A 21,106-nucleotide genomic window follows, 5' to 3' on the forward strand; every position below is an offset into this window, starting at 1 on the left:
CCACGGCGCGCCGGATCCACTGTAACGAGAACTTGTTTCAGTGGTAGCCCCGGTCGACCATCTGTCCCTCCTCCTCTGCCCGGCCCGCGCAGCGGGTGCTGCCCCAGCCGTGGACTCCTGGAACTGGAACTGGTATCAGTTCTGACACAAAGTCAGGTGCCAGTCGGATGCCGGATCGCTCAGTCGGTCGGGTCACGTGCCGCGTCGCGGGAGGCAGCAGCCATGAGCGAGCTTGTCGAACACGGAAAACTGTTCATCGGCGGGGAGTTGGTGGATCCGCTCGGACGGGATGTCATCGAGGTCATCTCCCCGCACACCGAGCAGGTCATCGGCCGCGTGCCGCATGCCGCCGAGGGGGACGTGGACCGGGCCGTCGCCGCCGCCCGGCAGGCGTTCGACCACGGGCCCTGGCCGCGGATGCCGCTGGACGAGCGCATCGCCGTCGTCACGCGGATCAAGGACGCGTTCGCCGTACGGTACGAGGAGATCGCCCGGGTCATCAGCTCGGAGAACGGCACCCCGTACACCTCCAGCGTCATGGTGCAGGCCCTCGCCGCGATGATGGTGTGGGACGCGGCGATCACCGTCGCCCGCACCTTCCCGTACGAGGAACGCCGGGACGGGGCGCTCGGACCGCTGCTCGTACGGCGGGAGCCGGTCGGGGTCGTCGCGGCCGTCGTGCCGTGGAACGTGCCCCAGTTCACCGCCGCCGCCAAGCTCGCGCCCGCGCTGCTCGCCGGATGCTCGGCCGTCCTCAAGGTCTCGCCCGAATCACCCCTCGACGCCTACATCCTGGCCGAGATCGTCACCGAGGCCGGGCTGCCCGAGGGCGTGCTGTCGATCCTGCCCGCCGACCGCGAGGTGAGCGAGTACCTCGTCGGGCACCCGGGCGTGGACAAGGTCTCCTTCACCGGGTCCGTCGCCGCCGGCCGGCGCGTCATGGAGGTCGCCTCGCGCAACCTCACCCGCGTCACCCTGGAGCTCGGCGGGAAGTCCGCCGCCCTGATCCTTCCCGACGCGGACCTGGACGCGGCCGTCGCCGGCATCGTGCCCTTCGCCTGGATGATCAACGGCCAGGCCTGCGTGGCCCAGACCCGGATCCTCGTGCCGCGTTCCCGCTACGAGGAGACCGCCGAGGCCTTCGCCGCCGCCGCCGGAGCGCTGAAGATCGGCGACCCCCTCGACCCCGCCACCGAACTGGGCCCGCTCGTCGCGCAGCGCCAGCAGCAGCGCTCCCTCGAATACATCCGGATCGGGCAGGAGGAGGGCGCGAAGGTCCTGACCGGGGGCGGCCGTCCGGCGTCGCAGGAGCGCGGCTGGTACGTGGAGCCGACCCTCTTCGGAGACGTGGACAACTCCATGCGCGTCGCCCGCGAGGAGATCTTCGGCCCGGTCATCTGCCTGCTGCCGTACGGCGACGAGGACGAGGCCGTGAAGATCGCCAACGACTCCGAGTACGGTCTCAGCGGCAGCGTCTGGACCGCCGACACCGAGCGCGGCATCGACATCGCCCGCCGGGTCAGGACCGGCACGTACAGCGTGAACACCTTCAGCCTCGACATGCTCGGCCCGTTCGGCGGCTACAAGAACTCCGGCCTGGGACGGGAGTTCGGACCCGAGGGCTACGGGGAGTACTTCGAGCACAAGATGATCCACCTGCCCGCCGGTTACGGGAGCGAGGCCTGATGGGGGACCGGTGGAGCGTCGAGGTCGACCGGGGCGTCTGCATCGGGTCGGGGATGTGCGTGAACCACGCGCCGGACGGGTTCCGGCTGGACACCGCCCGGCAGTCCCACCCCGTCGACCCCGAGACCGACGCCAACGAGCGGATCCTCGCCGCCGCCGAGGGCTGCCCGGTCGAGGCCATCACGGTCGCGCTGGCCGACTCGGGAGAGGTGGTGTTCCCGCCGGAGGACTGAGGGGCCTGCGGGGCCGGGGGTGCGGCGCTATGGACCCGCGCCCCCTCGGGCGGGCGGGGCCACCAGCGAATCGGACCGGTGCGAGCGCGGACGGCCTTCAGCGGGTGCCGGTGGGCCGTGCGCCCGACAACAGGTGCAGCCGCAGCGCCAGTTGCAGTTCCAGCGCCCGGTCCGGCTCGTTCCAGTCCCGGCCCAGCAGCACCTGGATCCGGTCGAGGCGCTGCACCACCGTGTTCACGTGCACGTGCAACTCGTCCTTGGCCCGGATCAGGCTGCCACCCGCGGCGAAGTACGCGCCCAGCGTCCGCACCAGATGAGTGCCGCGCTGCGCGTCGTACTCCAGCAGCGGCCCCAGGGCCGCCGACACGAAGCCGTCCACGTCCTGGGCGTTGCCCAGGACCACGCCCAGGAAGCCGAGTTCCTCCACGCACGCGCCCTCGCCCGTACGCCCCAGCACCCGCATCGCCCGCAGACACCTCACGGCCTCGCCGTACGCCGCCGCCAGCTCCCGGGGGCCCCCGGCCGGCCCGGCGGCGGCCACGGTGACCGGGGACTGCGCCAGCTGGCCCAGCTGGGCCGCCGCCGAGCGGGCCGCGCGTCCCGCGTCCGCGCCGTCTCCCTCGATCAACAGCACGACCGTGCCCGCGTGTTCGGCGCTCACGCCGTGGATGTCCCCGCCGAACAGATAACGCATGGCGGCCGGGGCCAGCCGCTCCCGCGCCCCGGTCTCCGCGACCAGCAGCAGATGCGGGCGGTCCAGGTCGATGCCCAGGCGGCGGCCGCGCTCGGCCAGCCCCGCCGGATCGCGGCCGGCGTCCGTCAGCAGGTCGGCGATCAGCTCGCCGCGGATCCGGTTCTCCGTCTCGGCCACCGTGCGGCGCAGCAGCAGGAGCAGCCCCGTGACCACCGCCGAGCGTTCGAACAGCCGGCGGTCGGAGTCGTCCAGCGCCCGCCCGCGGTGCAGCACCAGCCCGGCCAGCAGCTCCTGCCCGGCGAGCACCGCGCAGACCACCCGCCCGTCGCGGTGCACGGCACGCGCCCCCGTACGGGACTCCTCGGCCGCCTCCGCCAGCCATCCGGCGTCCATGCTGTCGGCGGCGAAGCCGCTGCCGTCCGGGCGCACCGCGGCCAGCGGGCGCCCGCCCGGGTCGTGAATGGTCAGCGGTGAGTCGAGCAGCCCGGCGACGGCCGCCGCGACGTCCTTCACGTCCCTGCCCCGCAGGACCAGGTCCGTCAGCCGGTCGTGCGACTCCTCGGCCCGCTGCATGGCCGCCGAGTGCGCCCGTACGGAGGCGTTGGCCTCGGCCAGTTCCGCGTTCGCCTCCGCCAGCTCGGCCAGGGCCGCGGTGGTGTCGGCGAGCGCGCGGGCCGTGTCGATGGCGATGGCGGCGTGCGCGGCCAGCGAGCACAGCAGCGCCACCTCGTCGGGGCTGAAGACCCGCGGCGCCCGGTCGGCCGCGAACAGGACACCGATCACCTTGCCCGTACCGCCCCGGCTGGAGCCGAGCAGCAGGGGCACGCCCAGAATGGCGACCAGGCCCTCGTCCAGGACGCCGGCGTTGATGTTGCGGGTGTGGTGGAAGCGTTCGTCGGCGGGGTAGTCCGGTGTCGCGTACGGGCTCGCGGTCTGTGCCACCAGGCCGCCCAGTCCCTCGCCGAGCTCCAGGCGCAACCGCTGGAAGAGCACCGAGACCGACCCGTCCGTCACCCGCATGTAGGTGTCGCCCGCCTCCTCGTCCGGCAGCGTCAGATAGGCCGTGTCCGTGCCCAGCAGCATCCTGGCCCGCCGCACGATCGCCTTCAGCACGTCGTCCAGATCGCGGGAGGCCGCCAGGTCGCCCGCCGTGTCGAACAGCGCGGTGAGCTGGAGCTCGCGGCGCCGGTGCTGCCGCAGGGCGCCCCGGATCCGCAGCGCGGTGGCCGTGGCCCGCTCCACCTCGGCGAGCTCCTCGGCGGGCACACCGTCCCCCCGCGCCTGCGAGGAGACCGCCCCCAGCGCCTCGGCGGGCGCGTCGTCGGCCAGCAGGTCGAACAGGCGCCGGAGGTGGGGCGCGGCGGAGGGGAGCGGTTCAGGCATGGCGTCCAGCGTTCGTAGGGGGTGGTCCGGGGCCGGTCAGTTGGCGGTCCAGCCGCCGTCCATGGAGAGCGAGGTGCCCGTGATGTGGCCGGTGCGCGGCCCGCACAGCCACAGGACCGCCTCGGCGACGTCCGCCGGCTCGATCAGCCGCTTGATCGCGCTGCGCTCCAGCATCACCCGCCCCACCACGTCCGCCTCCGAGATGCCGTGCGTCCGTGCCTGGTCGGCGATCTGGTTCTCGACCAGGGGAGTGCGGACGTAGCCGGGGCTGACGCAGTTGCTCGTCACCCCGTACTCCGCCGCTTCGAGCGCGACCACCTTGCTCAGCCCCTCCAACGCGTGCTTGGCCGTCACATAGGCCGACTTGTAGGGACTCGCGCGCAGCCCGTGCACCGACGAGATGTTGACCACGCGCCCCCAGCCGCGTTCGTACATGCCCGGAAGGGTCCGGCGCAAGATGCGGAACGGGGTCTCCACCATCACGCGCTGGATCAGCGCGAAGCGGTCCGGCGGGAACTCGTGGACGGGCGCGACGTGCTGGATCCCCGCGTTGTTGACCACGACGTCCGCATCGGCCGGCAGCGTGTCGACGACCGCGGGGTCGGACAGGTCCACCACCCAGGCCGTCCCGCCGATCTCCTCAGCCAGGCTCTTCGCCGCCTCGCCGGACCGGTCCACCACATGCACATGCGCTCCCGCAGAGGCCAGCGCCTGCGCACAGGCCCGCCCGATCCCGCTCGCCGCACCGGTGACCAGCGCGGTGCGCCCGGCCAGCAGCGGTTCTGCGGGTACCTGCGGTGATCCGCCGAGGGAAGGGGCGGCGGGCTCGTGATCCGGTCTGCGGGAAGTCTCCATGGCCGTCACCGTAGGTACGCGGCGGCCCGTGTCACATGGCGCCGGTGCACACACCCTCCCGCCCCGGCATGGTGGCGGCGTACGTGGTGCCTCACGGCGCGGGGACGCCCTGCCGCGTGGCCCCGGACCGCACAAGGGCCCGGTCGCACACACCCGGCACGCGCCGGTGTCCGCCCGGCACATGGGCGCGGATGCCCCCTGCTCATAGGTTCCGGCAGCAACCCGATCCCCCGCACGCACCGACCAGGGAGGCACCCGTGCGCCCATCGATCCTGAGACGCCTGCTCCGCCGCGTCGCGTCCACGGCCGTCCTCGGCCTGCTCGCGGCGACACTGGGCACCACCGCCGCCGCGACACCGGCCGCAGCCGCGGCCGGCGGCCTCCAGCAGGTCACCGGCTTCGGCTCCAACCCCGGCAACCTGCAGATGTACGCCTACACACCCGCCGGGCTCCCGGCCGGCGCGCCCCTGGTCGTCGCCCTGCACGGCTGTACGCAGACGGCCTCCGCGTACTACACGAACTCCGGCTGGCCGAAGTTCGCCGACGCGTGGGGCTTCTCCGTGGTCTTCCCGCAGACCACGTCCGCGAACAACTCGTTGTCCTGCTTCAACTGGTTCGACCCGGCCGATGACACCCGGGGCAGGGGCGAGGCCGCGTCCGTCGTGCAGATGGTCGAGTACGCGAAGCAGACCTACGGCTCGGACGGCAGGCGGGTGTACGTCACCGGCCTCTCGGCGGGCGGCGGCATGACCGCGGACCTGCTGGCCGCCTACCCGGACGTGTTCGCGGGCGGCTCCGTGGCCTCGGGGCTGCCCGCCCAGTGCGCGACGAGCCAGGCGGCCGCGTCCGGCTGCCAGACGGGCCCGCAGAAGCTCACCCCCGCCCAGTGGGGCGACAAGGTGCGCGGCGCCTATCCGGGCTACAGAGGCCCCTGGCCCCGCGTGGCCATCTGGCAGGGCACCTCGGACTACACGGTCTACCCGGCGAACGCCACGGCCCTGCGCGACCAGTGGACAAACGTCTGGGGCATCGGCCAGACCCCGTCGTCCACCGACACCCTGCCCGGGAACACCACCCGCAGCGTCTACGACGACGCCTCCGGGAACCCGGCCGTGGAGACGTACTCCCTCTCCGGCATGGGCCACGGCCTGCCCGTCAGCCCCGGCTCGGGCGCCCAGAACTGCGGGACGACGGCCGCGTACTTCCTGAACACGATCTGCTCGGCGTACTACACGGGCGTCTTCTGGGGCCTGGACGGCGGTACCCCCGGCGGGGGCGGCGACCAGCTGCCGGCGCCCGCGGGCGTGAGCGTCACCGGCACCACGGACACCACCGCCGCCCTGTCCTGGAAGGCGGTCGAGGGTGCCGCCTCGTACGCCGTCCACCGCAACGGCACGAAGATCGCCTCGCCCACCGCCACCACGTACACGGACACCGGCCTCACCGCCGGGACCGCCTACCGCTACACCGTGACGGCGATCGACGCCGAGGGCACGGCAGGCACCGCCTCGGCCCAGGTGACGGCGACCACCACCGGCGGCAGCACGCCCGCCACGTGCTACTCGGCCACCAACTACGCGCATGTGGCGGCAGGCAGGGCGCACACGTCCGGCGGGTACGTGTACGCCAACGGCTCGGACCAGAACATGGGCCTCTACAACGTGTTCGTCACCCACACCCTGAAGGAGTCCCCTGCGGGGTACTTCGTGATCGCCGACAGCGGCTGCACCACCGGCTGACGGGGAAGGGGTGGGCCCGGCCCTCGGCCGGGCCCACCCCTCATGCCCGTGCGAGCTTTACCAGCCGGTCGGCGATCTCCCGTCCGCCCCGCTCGCCCGTGAGGACCGTGTAGTGGTTCACGTCCTTCATCGGTACCGGCTCCACCCGGGTCCCGCCCAGGTCCGCCGCCGCGAGCCGGTCCTCGTCGTACAGCCCCTGCTCCTCGTCCATCAGGCCGCGCGCCGCCCACAGCAGGGTCGCCCCGACGGGCAGCTTCCGTACCGCCGTGAGCACCTCCTCGCCGAACAGGCCGACGCCGTCCGCGCGGATCGCCTCGATCCGGCAGGACGAGCGCAGGGCGGGCTCCTCGCCCGTCAGGTCGCGCTGGATGTACGCGTCCACCTCGTCCGACCACGCGCCCGCGAACGCCGGATGCGCCCGCCAGAAGGCGCGGTAGGCGGCCCGGTCCGTGAAGGTCATCGACAGCCGGTCCATCGCCGGGCCGATCACCGCCGTCAGCAGCTCGTCGGGCGTCAGGTGTGTGGGCGCGGGGAAACCGATGCCGCCGTCGACGAGCAGCAGCGGGCCGAAGCGGTCCGGGTGCCTCACCGCGGCCAGCGCCGCCACGAACGCGCCCATCGAGTGGCCGGCCAGTACCACCCGCTCCAGGCCCAGCGCCTCGGTCAGGGCGGCCACGTCGTCCGTGTGCGCGGCGATGCCGTACGGGCCCGGGAGGCCCGAACTCCCCGCCCTGCCCCGCAGGTCGGGGGCGATCAGCGTGACGCGGCCGGCCAGCTGCCGGGCCACCGCGGCCCAGGAGAGCGCGTTGGCGGTGATGCCGTGCAGCGCCACCACCGTCGGCGCCTGCGGATCGGTGGCCGGCCAGCGCAGTGCGGCCAACTCGCCCCCGCTCACGGGGACTTTGATCTCCTCGTACGCAATCACTGGTCTGCGGTCTCCTTCCGGTGGGCGACGGCCCTCAGCCTGGACGGCAGCCGGGCCAGGCCGCCGGGCAGCAGATGTACCACGGCGACGAACAGCACGCCCAGCAGGAACAGCGGCTGGGAGAGCGGGACGCGGAGCACCGCGGGCAGGTCGGCGACCGTGCCCGAGCCGGCCAGATCGCCCAGCCGGTGGTCCGCCCACGTGTAGAGGATCCCGCCGACCATCGGGCCCCAGCGGGTGCCCGAACCGCCCAGCACCACCATCACCAGCAGCGACAGCGTGAAGTCGGAGGTGGTGGTCTGGGGCGTGGAACCGCCGGTCAGGAGCAGGTGCACGATGCCGCCGAGCGCGGCGAGCGCGCCCGCGACCACGAAGGCCGTCAGCTTGAAGCCGTACGGTTTCAGGCCCAGCACCTCCACCCGGCGCTCGTTCTCCTTGATGCCCTCCCAGACGCGGCCGGTGGGGGAGCGGACCGCCCAGGCGACGACGGACAGGGTCAGCACGAGGTAGGCCAGCGCGATCCAGTAGAGATTCGCGGTGTGGTCGATGCCGACGAGCCAGGACGGCAGCAGACCGGCCGGAGCCGCCCGGCCCTCCTCGCCGCCGGTGATACCGCCGGGGTTGCGGGACACCAGGATCGAGCCCGCCTGGGCGAAGGCCAGGGTCACCATGGAGAACCCGATGCCGGTGACGCGCAGGCTCACCGACCCCAGCACGAGGGCCAGTGCGATGCCGAAGAGCAGGCCGAGGACCGCGGCGAGCGCGAAGGGCAGACCCGCCTCCAGCAGGAACACGTTGGTGGCGTAACTGCCCGAGGCGAAGTACAGGGCGTGGCCGAACGAGAGCAGTCCGGTGCGCCCGAGCAGAAGGTCGTAGCCCGTGGCCAGCGCGCCGAACAGGAGGCAGGTGGCGAGGAGCTGGAGACTGCCCGCGCTGCCGAGCGGACCGTCCAGCAGTCCGGGCACGGGCACGGCGCTGAACGGTGCGACGACCAGGAGCAGCAGGACGGCGGCGGGCCACCAGCGCAGCAGCCGGGGTGTGCCGGCCCGAGGCGCCGGGGTGACAGGGCCTTCGGTGCGCTCGTGTGTCTCGGTGGTGGGGGTGCTCACGCGAGCCTCCCCGTCAGTCCGCGCGGGCGGATCAGCAGCAGCGCGGCGAGCAGGACGACGACCGCCAGATCGCCGAGGCCCGCGGCGGTGTAGTAGTTGGCGAACTGCTGGACCAGGCCGATGACGACGGACGCCACGGCGGCGCCGGTCACCGAACCCATGCCGCCGGTGACCACGACGACGAACGCGAAGATCAGCAGCGAGGTGCCCTGGCGGGGGTCGACCGAGCCGAAGTACAGCCCGCCCAGCGCCCCGCCGAGGGCCGCGGCGCAGCCCCCGATCGCGAAGACGAGCGTGAACGCCCTGCGGACGTCGATGCCGAGCGCGGTGACCATGGCCCGGTCCTCGACGCCCGCCCGTACGACGAGTCCGTGCCGGGTCCGGCCCAGGAAGAGCCGGAGCGCCACCAGGACCACGACGGCCGCCGCGATCAGGACGAGGCGGTTGACCGGGACCTGGGCGCCCAGCAGCCCGAAGGTGCCGGACAGGGCCTCGGGCCCGGGGAAGGTCCGGGCGTCCGGGCCCCAGATGCCCGACAGCAGCGCCGGGACGGCGAGCCCCACCCCGACCGTGGCCAGCACCTGCTCGCGCGGCCGGGTGTAGAGCGGGCGGACGACGGCGAGTTCCAGGAGTACGGCGGCCGCGGTGCCCACCGCCGTACCGAACAGGACCGCGAGGACGAAGCCGGCGCCGCCGGGTCCCGCGCCGGGCAGGTTCCCGGACGCCGCCCACCAGGTGCCGTACGCACCGATGGACAGCAGCGCCCCGTGCGCGAAGTTGAGGACGTCCATCAGGCCGAAGATCAGGGAGAGTCCGGACGCGATGAGGAAGTAGAGGGCCCCCAGACCGAGTCCGGTCATGGTGAGCAGGACGAGGGTGGACATCAGGAATCCGCCTCCGCGGTGTGAGGGGTCAGCGGTCCGTGGCCCACGCCGAGCAGCCTGCGGGCCGCCTCCGCGTCGCCGAGCAGTTCGTCCGCCGGGCCCCGGTGAGCGGTCCGGCCGTCGGCCAGCACGACACAGTGCGCGGCCAGCCGGCGCACGACGGCGAGGTTCTGCTCCACGAGCAGCACCGGCACCGCCTCGGCGGCCCGCTCCAGCACCTGTGCGACCTCGGTGACCACCTTCGGCGCGAGGCCCTTGGTCGGTTCGTCCGCGATGATCAGCCGGTTGGTGTTGAGCAGGGTGCGGCCGATGGCGACCATCTGCTGCTGGCCGCCGGACAGTGTCCCGGCCAACTGCCGCGCCCGCTGCTTCAGTTCGGGGAAGAGTTCATGGACCAGTGCGTAGGCCGGCTCGCCCGCGCCGCGCCGTTCCGCCAGCCGCAGGTTCTCCGCCACGGTCAGCCCGGCGAAGACGCCCCGGTCCTCGGGGGCGTAGCCGATCCCGCGCCGGACCAGCGCGTGCGTCGGCAGCGCCACGGTCTCCTCGCCGTCGAGGCGGACGCTGCCGCTGCGCGGGACGAGGCCGAGGATGCCCCGTACGGTCGTGGTCTTGCCGGCCCCGTTGCGGCCGAGCAGGGCGGTCACGCCGTGGCCGGCGACGTCCAGGCCGACGCCGTGCAGGATGTGGCGGCCACCGATCAGGACCCGCAGGTCCGTCACGTCGAGCAGGGGTTGCTCCGTCACAGCCCCTCCCCGAGGTAGGCCTGCTGCACGGTCGGGTCGGCGGTCACGGCTTCGGGGGTGTCCAGGGCGAGGAGGCGCCCGTGGTGCATCACGGCGAGCCGGTCCGCGAGGCCCAGCAGGACATCCATGTGGTGCTCGACCATGAGGACCGTGCGGCCCTCCTCCCGGTGCAGGGTGCGGATCAGTTCGGTCAGCGCCGGGACCTCCTCGGCGCTCACCCCGGCCATCGGCTCGTCGAGCAGCATCAGCCGGGGCTCGCCCACCAGCAGCACGGCGAGCTCCAGCTTCCGCTTCTCGCCGTGCGACAGTTCGGCGGCCGTGGCCCGGGCCCGGTGGCCGAGACCGGTGCGCTCCAGAACTCCGGCGACATCGGCGGTGAACGGGTCGGCGCGCCGCCAGAGGCGGTACGAGCCGCCCCGGGCGGCCTGCGCGGCCAGCCGGACGTGGTCGGCCACCGTCATCGCGGGCCAGAGGCTGGAGGTCTGGAACGTCCGGCCGATGCCGCGCCGGGCGCGGAGGTGCGCGGGCCGGTCCGTGATGTCCGCGCCGTCCAGCGCGATCGTGCCGGCGGTGGGCAGGGTCAGTCCGCTGATCAGGTTGAACAGGGATGTCTTGCCCGCCCCGTTGGGGCCGATGAAGGCGAGGAACTCGCCCTCGCGGACGCTCAGGGTGATGTCCTGGACGATGGTCGCGCCGCCGACGCTCCAGCCGGTTCCGTCCAGCCGGAGCACCGGGTCCGCGGGGTCCGCCGGGCCGCCGTCCTGGCGCCCGGGGGTGTGGGGTGCGCTCACGGTTCAGCCCGCCGAGGGCTTCGCGGGCGGCGCCACGGTGTCCATCGCCTCGGTGTCCAGCAGCTCCGGCTTCAGGGCGGCGCCCTTGCCGGACAGCCGGGCCACGAACATCGGCTGGAGCAGCGCGTGGTCCTCGGCCCGGACCTGCTGCTTGCCCTTGGCCCCGTCGAAGGTCCAGCCCTCCAGGGCCTTCACCATCGCGTCCGGGTCGGTGGCGCTGCCCTCGGCGACGGCGTGCACGATCATCTGGGCGGCGGCGAAGCCGTCCGGGGTGAACAGGTCGGGCGTGCCGCCGGCCTTCGTCACCGATTCGAGCATGGCCTTCTCCACGGCGTTGCCGCCGCCCGCACCCGGGAAGTAGTGCGCCAGGAACGACACCTTGGCCCCGGCCGCCCCGAAGACCGGGTACGAGGCGGTCCCGGCGAGCCCGGTGACGACCTTGCCCGCGCCCAGCACGCCCTGCTGGTCCAGCGCGGTCCACAGCGCCGGGGCGGTCGAGCCGGCCCAGGCGACGAAGACCAGGTCCGGCCCGCCCGCCTTGACCTGCCGGGCGAACGGGGTGAGGTCCGTCGCACTGGGCGGCGCCAGCACGGAGCCGACCTTCGCGCCCTTCGCGCCGAGCACCGCCTTCACGGCGGCGACGTTGGCCTGGCCGAACGTGGAGTCCTGGGCGAGGACCGTGACCTTCTTGCCCCCGGCGTCGCCGAGCATCGCGCCCGCCGTCAGGATGTCCTGGTAGGACTGCCGGCCCGAGCGGAACGTGTAGTCGTTGACGCCGGTCACCGCGTCGGTGGCCGCCGGGCCGCTGACGTACAGCACCTTGTTCTGCGCGGCGAGCGGTGCCATCTGGAGGGCGACGCCGGAGTCGGTGGTGCCGGCCAGCACCTTGTAGCCCTTGCCGATCAGGTTCTTCGCGGCGGAGACGGCCTTGCCGGGGTCACCCGCGTCGTCCTGCTCGGTGGCCTCGATGCGGTGGCCGGCGACCTTGCCGGTGCCCTTGGTCGCGTAGTCCAGGCCTGCCATGAAGCCGTCGCGGTACTGCTTGCCGTAGTCCGCGAGCAGTCCGGTCCGGGAGTAGACCAGGCCGACCTTCACGGTCGCGTCGTCGGACTTCCCGGACCCGCCGGCCCCGGAGTCGCCCGCCGTGCCGGCGGCGGTGCAGCCGGTCAGCAGCAGACCGGCGGCGGCCAGGACGGCGACGGCACGGATGTCGGTGAGGGATCTGCGGGATCTGCTGGCTCGGCTGGTTCTGCGACGCATGGTGACCGGCTCCTCGGCGTGTTCCTGTGATGTCGCCGAACCGTATGAAGACCGTGCCGTCGTCGATATGGTGCAGGGAACCCCACCTGACCCGGGAGGCGTGTGGGCGCCGCACATGGGCAGGGTTGGGATCGAGTCAGGGAGCCGGATCCGGTTCCGTCAGGTCGATCAGCCGGCAGACCGTCTCGATGTCGATCTTGACCTGCGCGATCGACGCCCGGCCGGACAGCCAGGTGATCAGTGCCGAGTGCCAGGTGTGCTCGATGACCCGGACGGCCGAGAGCTGTTCGAGCGTCGGGTGCTCCAGCCCCATCGCGTCCAGGATGATCGCCGTCGTGAGCCGCGAGACCGTGTCCACCTCGGGGCTGACGCTGCGGTCGGCGAAGGTCAGGGCGCGCACCATCGCGTCCGCCAGATGCGGTTCGCGCTGCATCGCGCGGAAGGCCCGCATCAGGGTGTCGGCGACCCGTTCCGCCGCGTCGTCCCCGGCCGGGGGCCGTTTGCGGAGCGTGCCGTGCATGTGCTGGAGCTGGTCCTGCATGGTGGCGACCAGCAGATGGACCTTGGACGGGAAGTAGCGGTACAGGGTGCCCAGGGCCACCCCCGCGGCCTCCGCCACCTCGCGCATCTGGACGGCCTCGAACCCGCCCCTGCTGGCGAGCTGGGCGCTGGCGTGCAGGATACGGCGGCGGCGGGCCTCCTGGCGTTCCGTCAGGGGTGGCGATGCCGGTCTGGCTTCCGCTGTCATGTGTTCCATCCCGAGGCTTCTCTCCGCGGCCGCGAGGCTGCGGCGGCCGGTCCGGCGGCGCACAGCATGCCAGGGTGTGTGCCGTGGCGCGAATCACCTGATCCGGCCGTTGTACCGTTGCTACCTGCCGGTAGATTCGTAGCTCATTGAACGGTCCGGTCTATAACTTGTTCTAGATTAGCGCGAGCGGATACGCTCCGGCGGACACGCAGTGAGAAGGGGGCCGAGTGTGACCGCTGAGGCCATAGAGTCGGGCCCCCGTACGGGCGCCGATACGTCGGACGCAGGCGCCGGCCCGGCCGGCGACCGGCCCCTGCGCATCGCGCTCCTCACGTACAAGGGCAATCCGTACTGCGGCGGCCAGGGCGTCTACGTACGCCACCTCGCCCGGGAGCTCGCCCGTCTCGGCCACAGCGTCGAGGTGATCGGCGCCCAGCCCTATCCCGTGCTCGACGAGGGCGTCCCGCTCACCGAGCTGCCGAGCCTGGACCTCTACCGGCAGCCCGACCCGTTCCGCACCCCGAAGCGCGGCGAGTACCGCGACTGGATCGACGCCGCCGAGGTCGCCACCATGTGGACCGGCGGCTTCCCCGAACCGCTCACCTTCAGCCTGCGAGCCCGGCGCCACCTCGCGGCCCGGCGCGGCGAGTTCGACGTGATCCACGACAACCAGACGCTCGGCTACGGGCTCCTCGCCGACCTGGGCGCCCCGCTCGTCACCACGATCCACCACCCGATCACCGTCGACCGGCAGCTCGACCTGGACGCCGCCCCGACCCGTCGCCGCCGCGCCTCGGTACGCCGCTGGTACGCCTTCACCCGCATGCAGAAGCGGGTCGCGCGCAAACTGCCGTCCGTGCTCACCGTCTCGGGCTCCTCCAAGCAGGAGATCGTCGACCACCTCGGTGTGGACCCCCGTCGCGTCCGTGTCGTGCACATCGGCGCCGACACCGATCTGTGGTCGCCCGACGCATCCGTCGCCGAGGTGCCCGGCCGGATCGTCACCACCTCCAGCGCCGACGTCCCGCTCAAGGGCCTCGTCCACCTCGTCGAGGCGCTGGCCAAGCTCCGTACCGACAACCCCGCCGCGCACCTGGTCGTCGTCGGCCGCCGCGCCGAGGACGGCCCGGTCGCCCAGGCCATCGAACGGCACGGACTCGGGGACGCCGTCGAGTTCGTCAAGGGCATCAGCGACACCGAACTCGTCGACCTGGTGCGCAGCGCCCAGATCGCCTGCGTCCCCTCGCTGTACGAGGGCTTCTCGCTGCCCGCCGCCGAGGCCATGGCCACCGGCACCCCGCTCGTCGCCACCACCGGCGGTGCGATCCCCGAGGTCGCGGGCCCGGACGGCGAAACCTGTCTGGCGGTCCCGCCCGCCGACCCCGGCGCCCTGGCCGACGCGCTCGGCCGGCTGCTCGGCGACCCGGAGCTGCGTACCCGGCTCGGGGCGGCGGGCCGCGCACGGGTCCTCGCCCGGTTCACCTGGAAGCAGGCGGCCATCGGCACGGCCGCGCTGTACCGGGAGGCGATCGCGGCCCGCGCCGCGACCGGCCCCGGCGGCCGAAGGTGACGACGCTCCTCACCCGCATCCTTCCTCTCCGACTCCGACCCCTCGACCGCGAAAGCAGGCATTCGTGCTGACCGTGGACTTCACCCGCTTCCCGCTCGCCGCAGGCGACCGAGTGCTCGACCTGGGCTGCGGCGCCGGACGCCACGCCTTCGAGTGCTACCGGCGCGGCGCCCAGGTCGTGGCGCTCGACCAGAACGGGGAGGAGATCCGCGAGGTCGCGAAGTGGTTCGCCGCGATGAAGGAGGCCGGGGAGGCGCCCGAGGGTGCCACCGCCACCGCGATGGAGGGCGACGCGCTCAACCTGCCGTTCCCCGACGCGTCCTTCGACGTCGTGATCATCTCCGAGGTCATGGAGCACATCCCGGACGACAAGGGCGTGCTCGCCGAGATGGTCCGGGTCCTGAAGCCCGGCGGCCGGATCGCGATCACCGTGCCGCGCTACGGCCCCGAGAAGGTCTGCTGGACGCTCTCCGACGCCTACCACGAGGTGGAGGGCGGTCACATCCGCATCTACAAGGCCGACGAACTGCTGGGCAAGATCCGCGGCGCCGGCCTCAAGCCGTACGGCAGCCATCACGCCCACGCCCTGCACTCGCCGTACTGGTGGCTCAAGTGCGCCTTCGGTGTCGACAACGACAAGGCGCTGCCGGTGCGGGCGTACCACAAGCTGCTCGTCTGGGACATCATGAAGAAGCCGACGGTCACCCGGGTCGCCGAGCAGCTGCTCAACCCGGTCGTCGGCAAGTCCTTCGTGGCCTACGCGACCAAGCCGCACCTGCCCGTCGCCGCGGCCGCCCCGGCCCCCGCGCGGGCCGACGACTCCGCCAGGGCCGAGGCGTGAGTCTTCCCGAGCGGACCGAACACCTCGTCCTGCCCGGAGTGCTCACCGCCGGGGAGGCTGCCGAGACCGTCGCTGCGGTCCTCGCCGTGCAGTGCGACGACGGCGCGATCCCGTGGTTCCGCGGCCATCACCTCGACCCGTGGGACCACACCGAGGCCGCCATGGCCCTGGACGCGGCCGGCGAGCACGCCGCCGCGGAACGCGCGTACGAGTGGCTCGCCCGCAACCAGAACGAGGACGGCTCCTGGTACGCGGCCTACCACGACGGCGACCCACAGCAGCCGACCGACCGGGGCCTGGAGACCAACTTCTGCGCCTACGTGGCCGTCGGCGTCTGGCACCACTACCTCGCCACGGGCGACGACGCGTTCGTCGACCGGATGTGGCCGACGGTCTTCGCCGCCGTCGAGTTCGTCCTGCGGCTCCAGCAGCCCGGTGGGCAGATCGGCTGGAAGCGGGAAGCCGACGGCACCCCGGTGACGGACGCGCTGCTGACCGGCTCCTCCTCCATCCACCAGGCCCTGCGCTGTGCGCTCGCCATCGCCGAGTTCCGTGAAGAGCCGCAGCCCGACTGGGAGTTGGCGACCGGGGCACTGGGGCACGCGATCCGCAGCCACCCGGAGCGCTTCCTCGACAAGAGCCATTACTCGATGGACTGGTACTACCCGGTCCTCGGGGGTGCGATCGGCGGGCCGGCGGCCCAGCGGCGGATCGACGAGGGCTGGGAGCGCTTCGTCGTCCCGGGCCTCGGTGTGCGCTGCGTGCTGCCCAACCCGTGGGTGACCGGCGGCGAGAGCTGTGAACTGGCCCTGGCCCTCTGGGTGATGGGCGAGTCCGACCGGGCCCTGGAGATCCTCCAGTCGATCCAGCACCTGCGGGCCGAGGGCGGGATGTACTGGACGGGGTACGTCTTCGAGGGCGACCGGGCGTTCTGGCCCGAGGAGCAAACGGCGTGGACCGCCGGTTCGCTCCTGCTGGCGGTGGCCGCCCTCGGGGGGGACGAGGCGACCACCGCGGTCTTCAGCGGGGAGAGGCTGCCTAAGGGCCTTGAGCCCGACTGCTGCGGCTGAGGGGCTCGACTGCTCCCACGGCGCGCTGCTCAGTGCCGGATGCGGCCGGCCACCGCGTGCCCGACGAACAGGTACACCACGGCGGCAAGACCGTATCCGCAGACGACCCGGGCCCATGCCGCGTCGAAGGTGAACAGGTCGTACGACCAGCCGGCGAGCCACCGGGCGCTGTGCTGCACGAAGTCGACCAGGTCGTTGCCCCGGTTGGCGTCGAGCAGGTACATCAAGATCCACAGGCCGATGATGAAAGCCATGATGTCGGCCACCACGGCTATGACACGTGCTGCGGTACTGCTTCCGTTGCCTCGTCTGTAAGACATGGACTCCGGATTGCCGCTTTCGGCCGAACGAAACCCGGACGGCGGTCCCCGGTGGCGGCACGGGCCGGCCGCGGCCAGCCTTGCGGGGGAGTGCCGGGACCCGGCACCCACCGTGATGTGCCCGGTCAGGGAGGCCCGCCGTGCCCCGTTCCGTACCGCTCCGCCGACTGCTCGTGGCGCTGCTGCTGTCCTGCTCCGTGCTGGTGAGCACCGCCGCGTGCGGGAGCGACGACGGCAACAGCAGCAGCGCGAGCAGTTCGGCGTCGCCCACCGGCACGTCGTCGGCCGAGGCGCAGAAGTTCGCCAAGACGCGGTTCGTCGCCAACGCGGGTCTCGCGGCGGGCGCGACGTACCAGTGGATCGTCAAGCCGTACCGCGCCGGGAAGTTCAAGAAGGGTGCGGACGGGCGGACCTTCGCGCTGGTCAAGGCAGGGCTCGCGGGCGGCTTCGCCTACAACCGGCTCAAGGCCGCCTCGGAGAACGCCAAGGGCGACCCGCTGCTGTCGAAGGCCGTCGCCCCGCTGACCGCGGGCATCGCGTCCCTCAAGGGCATGGCCACCAAGCTTCGCAAGGGCGAGATGGGGGACGGGGACATCGGCGCGTTCGAGAGCGTCATCAACAACATCAAGGACGCAGGGAAGAGCGCGGGCGCCGAGGTCGAGGACAAGGTGCCGTCCGCCTCGCAGCTCGGCGGATAACCGCATGTGGGGGTGGTCATGCCCGCACTAGAGTGCGGGCATGACCACCCCCCTCGCGCATGAGCGCTACTGCGACGAAATCGTTTCGCTGACCGACTCGTTGAGGACGGCGATCAACGGCGCGGACCTCGAAGCGACCGTCCCGACCTGCCCGGAGTGGACGCTGCGCGACCTCGCTGTCCACGTCGGCGGCGCGCACCGCTGGGCCGGGGAGATCATCCGCACCCGGGCCACCGAGGAGCTTCCGGACGAACAGGTGCCGGCGTTCACCCCCGACGGGGACGATCCCGCCGTGCTCGACGCCTGGCTGGCGGCCGGGGCGGCCGGGACCGCCGAGGCGCTGAGGGAAGCGGGCCCGGACGCGGAGGTCTGGTCCTGGTACCGGGACCGCAGCGCCGGCTTCTGGGCGCGCCGAATGACGCTGGAGACGGTCGTCCACCTGGCGGACGCGTCCCTGGCAGCGAAGGTCCCGTACACGATGGCGCCCGACCTGGCCGCCGACACGATCGACGAGTGGCTGGAGATCGTCGCCCACGCCCAGGCCGAGGGCGACCCGGAGGCCGCGGAGCTGCGCGGTGGAGGCCGCTCCATCCACCTGCACGCCACGGACGTACCGGACGCCGAGTGGCTCGTCGAGTTCGGCGAGGACGGCTTCACGTGGCGCCGCGCGCACGGGAAGGCGACCGTGGCGCTGCGGGGCCCGCTCACCGACCTGATGCTGGTCTTCAACCGCCGCCTGGCCCCGGACAGCGACCGCGTCGAGCTGCTGGGCGACGCGGAGCTGCTGGACTTCTGGCTGGCGCGGTCCTCCTTCGGCTGACCGGTACGGCGGGATGCGGCCCGTGTGCGGGCGGGGCGGGCCTGGGCCAAGCTGGACGACAGCCGTCCTTCCCCGGAAGGGGCAAGGGCCTCGGCCCCCGCACCGCCCAGGTGATCCGCGAGGCCGTCGCCGGGCAGACGCCCGCCTACCCGGAGCGGCTGGAGACCGAGACCGAGGAGAGCGGCCCGCTCGCCGAGGGCGGTGAACGCCTGCTCGTACAACTCCATGGCAGGGGCAGCTCAATCCGGTCGCCGCAGCGACCGTACTCGTCCGGGTCGTGCTGCGCTGGGGCCGAACCGGCGCCGTCGTCGCCGGATGAGGCCGCGCGGGCGGCGAGGCCGTCGGCCCAGGCTGCGGCCCAGGCGCGGAGGCCGGCGATGGCGGGGGCGTCGAGCCCGTAGGCGGTGAAGGCTTCGTCCTCGAACCAGTCGGCGCCCTCCAGGCGGGCCTGGAGTTCAGCCTCACCGAAGAGACCGCCGGGGCGGGCGTGGCGGCGGCCGAACCGTTCCAGATCGGCGGTGGTCCAGCGGCGGGAGGCCGCGTAGACGTCGATGAGATCGCGTGGGGCACCGCGTTCGGCGATGGCGCGAACCTTGGTGCCGACGACGTCCTGTTCGGACAGGACGGGCCCATAGGAGGTGGGCACGACGGGGTGCCAGAAGACCTCCTTGAGGATGTCGACCTCGCAGGTCTGACCGGAGGACGGGTCGGTGACCAGAAACCGGGCGGAGAGCGGGGCGGTCTCCAGGAGTTCTACGTCCCAGCCGCGCGCGGTGAGCTTGTCACCGAGGGTGCGGGCGATATCGTCCATGGGGGCGGGGCTCTGGGTGGCGACGTCGAGGTCCTGGCTCGGGCGGGCGGTCAGTTGGTGGGCCTGGACTGCGTAGCCGCCGGTCAGGACGAGGGGGTAGGGCGAGCCGAGGGTGAGGACCTCGTCCAGGAGCCGGGCGTGGAGCTCCGGCATGTCGGGTTTTCTCACGCGGCTGCGGCCCCACCCGTCGCAGGGGCCAGCTCGGGGAAGGATTCTTCCCAGGCATCTCGCACCGCCCGGCCGATCAGGTTGCGCAAGACCGGCCAGAGTTCGAGGAGCAGGTCGCGTTCGAGGTAGCGGCACAGGTCGTCGCGGAGTCCTTCGGCCAGGACGGTGCGGTACAGGCTCATCCGGGAGCGGGGTCGGTCCAGGTCGAAGGCGGTCAGCCCTGACCACGCCACGTGCACAGGAAGCTGGACCACGCCGTGCCGGGGGCCGTACAGCTCCTCCAGCGCTCGAGGAAGCCGGCGCACGAACTTGACCTTGTACGGATCGGTCACCCCCGGCGCGAGCGCGTCAGCAGCGTCTGGAGCGGGCATAGGAGTGGTCGCCTTCCGTGGGAGTCTCCGTAGGCGCGGAGACGGGGAGGAACGAGGCCTCGCAAGGAGTGCACCGGGGGCCTGCTTCCGCTTCCCCGCCTGCCGGATGGGCAGCAGGCCCGGTTCGAGCTCCAGCCTAATGGTCTGCGTCGCGAGTCGCTCGGGTTGTCCTCAAGCTTGCTGTGCGATTGCCCATCGTCGCCCACGCCCGGGCCGAGGGCGACCCGGAGGCCGCGGAGCTGCGCGGTGGAGGCCGCTCCATCCACCTGCACGCCACGGACGTACCGGACGCCGAGTGGCTCATCGAGTTCGGCGAGGACGGCTTCACGTGGCGCCGCGCGCACGGGAAGGCGACCGTGGCGCTGCGGGGCCCGCTCACCGACCTGATGCTGGTCTTCAACCGCCGTCTGGCCCCGGACAGCGACCGCGTCGAGCTGCTGGACTTCTGGCTGGCGCGGTCCTCCTTCGGCTGAGCGGTACGGCGGGACGCGGCCCGTGTGCGGGCGGGGCGGGCCTGGGCCAAGCTGGACAGGATGCCCGACCCTTTTCCCCAGGAGGTGCCGATGGACCCGGTCAGGGCCCTGGAGCGGATCGCCTTCCTGCTGGAGCGCGGCAGGGGCGAGACGTACCGCGTCCAGGCCTTCCGGACCGCCGCCCGCATCGTGGCGGCGATGCCCGACGGCGAGGCCGTGGAGCGGGTCACGAACGGCTCCCTGGAACGGGTCAAGGGCATCGGCCCCCGCACCGCCCAGGTGATCCGCGAGGCTGTCGCCGGACAGACGCCCGCCTACCTGGAACGCCTGGAGACCGAGGCGGAGGAGAACGGCCCGCTCACCGAGGGCGGCGAACGTCTGCTCGCCCTGCTGCGCGGCGACTGCCATCTGCACTCCGACTGGTCGGACGGCGGCAGCCCGATCGAGGAGATGGGCCGTACGGCGGCGGAGCTCGGCCACGACTGGGCGGTCCTCACCGACCACTCGCCCCGGCTGACGGTCGCGAACGGCCTCTCGCCGGAGCGGCTGCGGGAACAGCTCGACGTGGTCGCCGAACTCAACGAGCGCTGGGCGCCGTTCCGGCTCCTGACGGGCATCGAGTGCGACATCCACCTCGACGGCTCCCTCGACCAGGAGGAGGAACTGCTGGAACGGCTGGACGTCGTCGTGGTCTCCGTCCACTCCAAACTGCGGATGGACCCGGCTCCGATGACCCGCCGCCTCCTCGCCGCGGTCCGCCACCCCCGGGCGAACATCCTCGGCCACTGCACCGGCCGCCTCCTCACCGGCCGGGGCCGCCCCGAGTCACAGTTCGACGCGGAGGAGGTCTTCGCCGCGTGCGCCGAGGCGGGCACGGCGGTCGAGATCAACAGCCGCCCCGAACGACTCGACCC

The 21,106-nt window shown here is 72.7% G+C and carries 20 protein-coding genes and 2 pseudogenes; 10 read left to right on the plus strand and 12 right to left on the minus strand.

Annotated elements, in window-relative coordinates:
* Window positions 1-222 precede the first annotated feature (222 nt).
* Window positions 223-1,686, plus strand: coding sequence for an aldehyde dehydrogenase (locus tag JGS39_RS12365; RefSeq protein WP_219568915.1), 1,464 nt, complete (start codon window positions 223-225; stop codon window positions 1,684-1,686).
* A complete protein-coding gene (locus tag JGS39_RS12370) occupies window positions 1,686-1,919 on the plus strand; it encodes a ferredoxin (protein ID WP_148017508.1) in 234 nt (77 codons plus the stop codon). Before JGS39_RS12365 ends, JGS39_RS12370 begins: the two co-directional genes overlap by 1 nt.
* Window positions 1,920-2,016: 97 nt before the next feature.
* On the opposite strand, the gene JGS39_RS12375 is transcribed toward JGS39_RS12370, so the two are convergent.
* Both JGS39_RS12375 and JGS39_RS12380 read right to left on the minus strand, forming a co-directional pair.
* Window positions 2,017-3,996, minus strand: coding sequence for a helix-turn-helix domain-containing protein (locus JGS39_RS12375; RefSeq protein ID WP_219568916.1), 1,980 nt, complete (start codon window positions 3,994-3,996; stop codon window positions 2,017-2,019).
* 36 nt (window positions 3,997-4,032) lie between these two features.
* On the minus strand, window positions 4,033-4,851 hold the full coding sequence (locus JGS39_RS12380) for a 3-hydroxybutyrate dehydrogenase (protein ID WP_219568917.1): 819 nt from the start codon (window positions 4,849-4,851) through the stop codon (window positions 4,033-4,035).
* A gap of 257 nt (window positions 4,852-5,108) precedes the next feature.
* Between JGS39_RS12380 and JGS39_RS12385 the strand changes: the two genes are divergently transcribed.
* Complete coding sequence (locus tag JGS39_RS12385) at window positions 5,109-6,590, plus strand: extracellular catalytic domain type 1 short-chain-length polyhydroxyalkanoate depolymerase (RefSeq protein ID WP_219568918.1); 1,482 nt, start codon at window positions 5,109-5,111, stop codon at window positions 6,588-6,590.
* Window positions 6,591-6,630: 40 nt separating this feature from the next.
* Here JGS39_RS12385 and JGS39_RS12390 read toward each other — a convergent pair whose 3' ends face one another.
* The 7 genes from JGS39_RS12390 to JGS39_RS12420 form a co-directional block, all read right to left on the minus strand.
* Window positions 6,631-7,515, minus strand: coding sequence for an alpha/beta fold hydrolase (locus JGS39_RS12390; RefSeq protein WP_219568919.1), 885 nt, complete (start codon window positions 7,513-7,515; stop codon window positions 6,631-6,633).
* A complete protein-coding gene (locus JGS39_RS12395) occupies window positions 7,512-8,624 on the minus strand; it encodes a branched-chain amino acid ABC transporter permease (protein ID WP_219568920.1) in 1,113 nt (370 codons plus the stop codon). The genes JGS39_RS12390 and JGS39_RS12395 overlap by 4 nt, the downstream gene beginning before the upstream one ends.
* Window positions 8,621-9,508, minus strand: a complete 888-nt coding sequence (locus tag JGS39_RS12400; protein ID WP_219568921.1) for a branched-chain amino acid ABC transporter permease — start codon at window positions 9,506-9,508, stop codon at window positions 8,621-8,623. The genes JGS39_RS12395 and JGS39_RS12400 overlap by 4 nt, the downstream gene beginning before the upstream one ends.
* Complete coding sequence (locus tag JGS39_RS12405; protein WP_219568922.1) at window positions 9,508-10,251, minus strand: ABC transporter ATP-binding protein; 744 nt, start codon at window positions 10,249-10,251, stop codon at window positions 9,508-9,510. The genes JGS39_RS12400 and JGS39_RS12405 overlap by 1 nt, the downstream gene beginning before the upstream one ends.
* Window positions 10,248-11,042 (minus strand): ABC transporter ATP-binding protein, encoded by a 795-nt coding sequence (locus JGS39_RS12410; RefSeq protein ID WP_219568923.1) that lies wholly within the window; start codon window positions 11,040-11,042, stop codon window positions 10,248-10,250. The genes JGS39_RS12405 and JGS39_RS12410 overlap by 4 nt, the downstream gene beginning before the upstream one ends.
* A 3-nt stretch (window positions 11,043-11,045) precedes the next feature.
* Window positions 11,046-12,302 carry a substrate-binding domain-containing protein gene (locus tag JGS39_RS12415; RefSeq protein WP_219568924.1) on the minus strand — a complete coding sequence of 419 codons (1,257 nt, stop codon included), beginning with the start codon at window positions 12,300-12,302 and terminating at the stop codon, window positions 11,046-11,048.
* Window positions 12,303-12,438: 136 nt separating this feature from the next.
* Window positions 12,439-13,050, minus strand: a complete 612-nt coding sequence (locus JGS39_RS12420) for a TetR family transcriptional regulator (RefSeq protein ID WP_219568933.1) — start codon at window positions 13,048-13,050, stop codon at window positions 12,439-12,441.
* A gap of 229 nt (window positions 13,051-13,279) precedes the next feature.
* On the opposite strand from JGS39_RS12420, the gene JGS39_RS12425 reads away from it, so the two are divergent.
* The 3 genes from JGS39_RS12425 to JGS39_RS12435 all read left to right on the plus strand — a co-directional run bounded on the left by JGS39_RS12425 (window position 13,280) and on the right by JGS39_RS12435 (window position 16,531).
* Window positions 13,280-14,620 carry a glycosyltransferase family 4 protein gene (locus JGS39_RS12425; RefSeq protein WP_219568925.1) on the plus strand — a complete coding sequence of 447 codons (1,341 nt, stop codon included), beginning with the start codon at window positions 13,280-13,282 and terminating at the stop codon, window positions 14,618-14,620.
* A gap of 64 nt (window positions 14,621-14,684) precedes the next feature.
* The gene (locus tag JGS39_RS12430; RefSeq protein ID WP_219568926.1) at window positions 14,685-15,461 is read left to right on the plus strand and encodes a class I SAM-dependent methyltransferase; all 777 of its coding nucleotides are present in this window, start codon (window positions 14,685-14,687) and stop codon (window positions 15,459-15,461) included.
* Window positions 15,458-16,531, plus strand: coding sequence for a prenyltransferase/squalene oxidase repeat-containing protein (locus JGS39_RS12435; protein ID WP_219568927.1), 1,074 nt, complete (start codon window positions 15,458-15,460; stop codon window positions 16,529-16,531). Before JGS39_RS12430 ends, JGS39_RS12435 begins: the two co-directional genes overlap by 4 nt.
* A gap of 29 nt (window positions 16,532-16,560) precedes the next feature.
* On the opposite strand, the gene JGS39_RS12440 is transcribed toward JGS39_RS12435, so the two are convergent.
* Window positions 16,561-16,851 (minus strand): hypothetical protein, encoded by a 291-nt coding sequence (locus JGS39_RS12440; protein ID WP_148017523.1) that lies wholly within the window; start codon window positions 16,849-16,851, stop codon window positions 16,561-16,563.
* 140 nt (window positions 16,852-16,991) lie between these two features.
* Between JGS39_RS12440 and JGS39_RS12445 the strand changes: the two genes are divergently transcribed.
* Together JGS39_RS12445 and JGS39_RS12450 are read left to right on the plus strand one after the other, a co-directional pair.
* Window positions 16,992-17,549 (plus strand): hypothetical protein, encoded by a 558-nt coding sequence (locus JGS39_RS12445; RefSeq protein WP_219568928.1) that lies wholly within the window; start codon window positions 16,992-16,994, stop codon window positions 17,547-17,549.
* A gap of 40 nt (window positions 17,550-17,589) precedes the next feature.
* The gene (locus tag JGS39_RS12450) at window positions 17,590-18,369 is read left to right on the plus strand and encodes a maleylpyruvate isomerase family mycothiol-dependent enzyme (protein WP_219568929.1); all 780 of its coding nucleotides are present in this window, start codon (window positions 17,590-17,592) and stop codon (window positions 18,367-18,369) included.
* Window positions 18,370-18,694: 325 nt separating this feature from the next.
* Here JGS39_RS12450 and JGS39_RS12455 read toward each other — a convergent pair.
* Window positions 18,695-19,333, minus strand: a pseudogene (locus JGS39_RS12455) (nucleotidyl transferase AbiEii/AbiGii toxin family protein); the annotation flags it as partial.
* Window positions 19,334-19,344: 11 nt separating this feature from the next.
* On the minus strand, window positions 19,345-19,719 hold the full coding sequence (locus JGS39_RS12460) for a hypothetical protein (protein WP_219568931.1): 375 nt from the start codon (window positions 19,717-19,719) through the stop codon (window positions 19,345-19,347).
* A 212-nt stretch (window positions 19,720-19,931) separates the two neighbouring features.
* On the opposite strand from JGS39_RS12460, the pseudogene JGS39_RS12465 reads away from it, so the two are divergent.
* Window positions 19,932-20,192: pseudogene (locus JGS39_RS12465) on the plus strand (hypothetical protein); the annotation flags it as partial.
* Between the two features lie 90 nt (window positions 20,193-20,282).
* Window positions 20,283-21,106: PHP domain-containing protein (locus JGS39_RS12470; RefSeq protein ID WP_219568934.1), on the plus strand; the 824-nt coding region annotated here is incomplete at its 3' end.

It is taken from the genome of Streptomyces poriferorum (genome assembly GCF_019399235.1).
In the GTDB taxonomy this organism is placed as follows: domain Bacteria; phylum Actinomycetota; class Actinomycetes; order Streptomycetales; family Streptomycetaceae; genus Streptomyces; species Streptomyces poriferorum.

Bases quoted from the DNA above. Each gene is read 5' to 3' on its own strand.
- JGS39_RS12365 (WP_219568915.1), top strand. From the start codon at position 223: ATGAGCGAGCTTGTCGAACACGGAAAACTGTTCATCGGCGGGGAGTTG.
- JGS39_RS12370 (WP_148017508.1), top strand. From the start codon at position 1,686: ATGGGGGACCGGTGGAGCGTCGAGGTCGACCGGGGCGTCTGCATCGGG.
- JGS39_RS12375 (WP_219568916.1), bottom strand. From the start codon at position 3,996: ATGCCTGAACCGCTCCCCTCCGCCGCGCCCCACCTCCGGCGCCTGTTC.
- JGS39_RS12380 (WP_219568917.1), bottom strand. From the start codon at position 4,851: ATGGAGACTTCCCGCAGACCGGATCACGAGCCCGCCGCCCCTTCCCTC.
- JGS39_RS12400 (WP_219568921.1), bottom strand. From the start codon at position 9,508: ATGTCCACCCTCGTCCTGCTCACCATGACCGGACTCGGTCTGGGGGCC.
- JGS39_RS12415 (WP_219568924.1), bottom strand. From the start codon at position 12,302: ATGCGTCGCAGAACCAGCCGAGCCAGCAGATCCCGCAGATCCCTCACC.
- JGS39_RS12420 (WP_219568933.1), bottom strand. From the start codon at position 13,050: ATGACAGCGGAAGCCAGACCGGCATCGCCACCCCTGACGGAACGCCAG.
- JGS39_RS12440 (WP_148017523.1), bottom strand. From the start codon at position 16,851: ATGTCTTACAGACGAGGCAACGGAAGCAGTACCGCAGCACGTGTCATA.
- JGS39_RS12450 (WP_219568929.1), top strand. From the start codon at position 17,590: ATGACCACCCCCCTCGCGCATGAGCGCTACTGCGACGAAATCGTTTCG.
- JGS39_RS12460 (WP_219568931.1), bottom strand. From the start codon at position 19,719: ATGCCCGCTCCAGACGCTGCTGACGCGCTCGCGCCGGGGGTGACCGAT.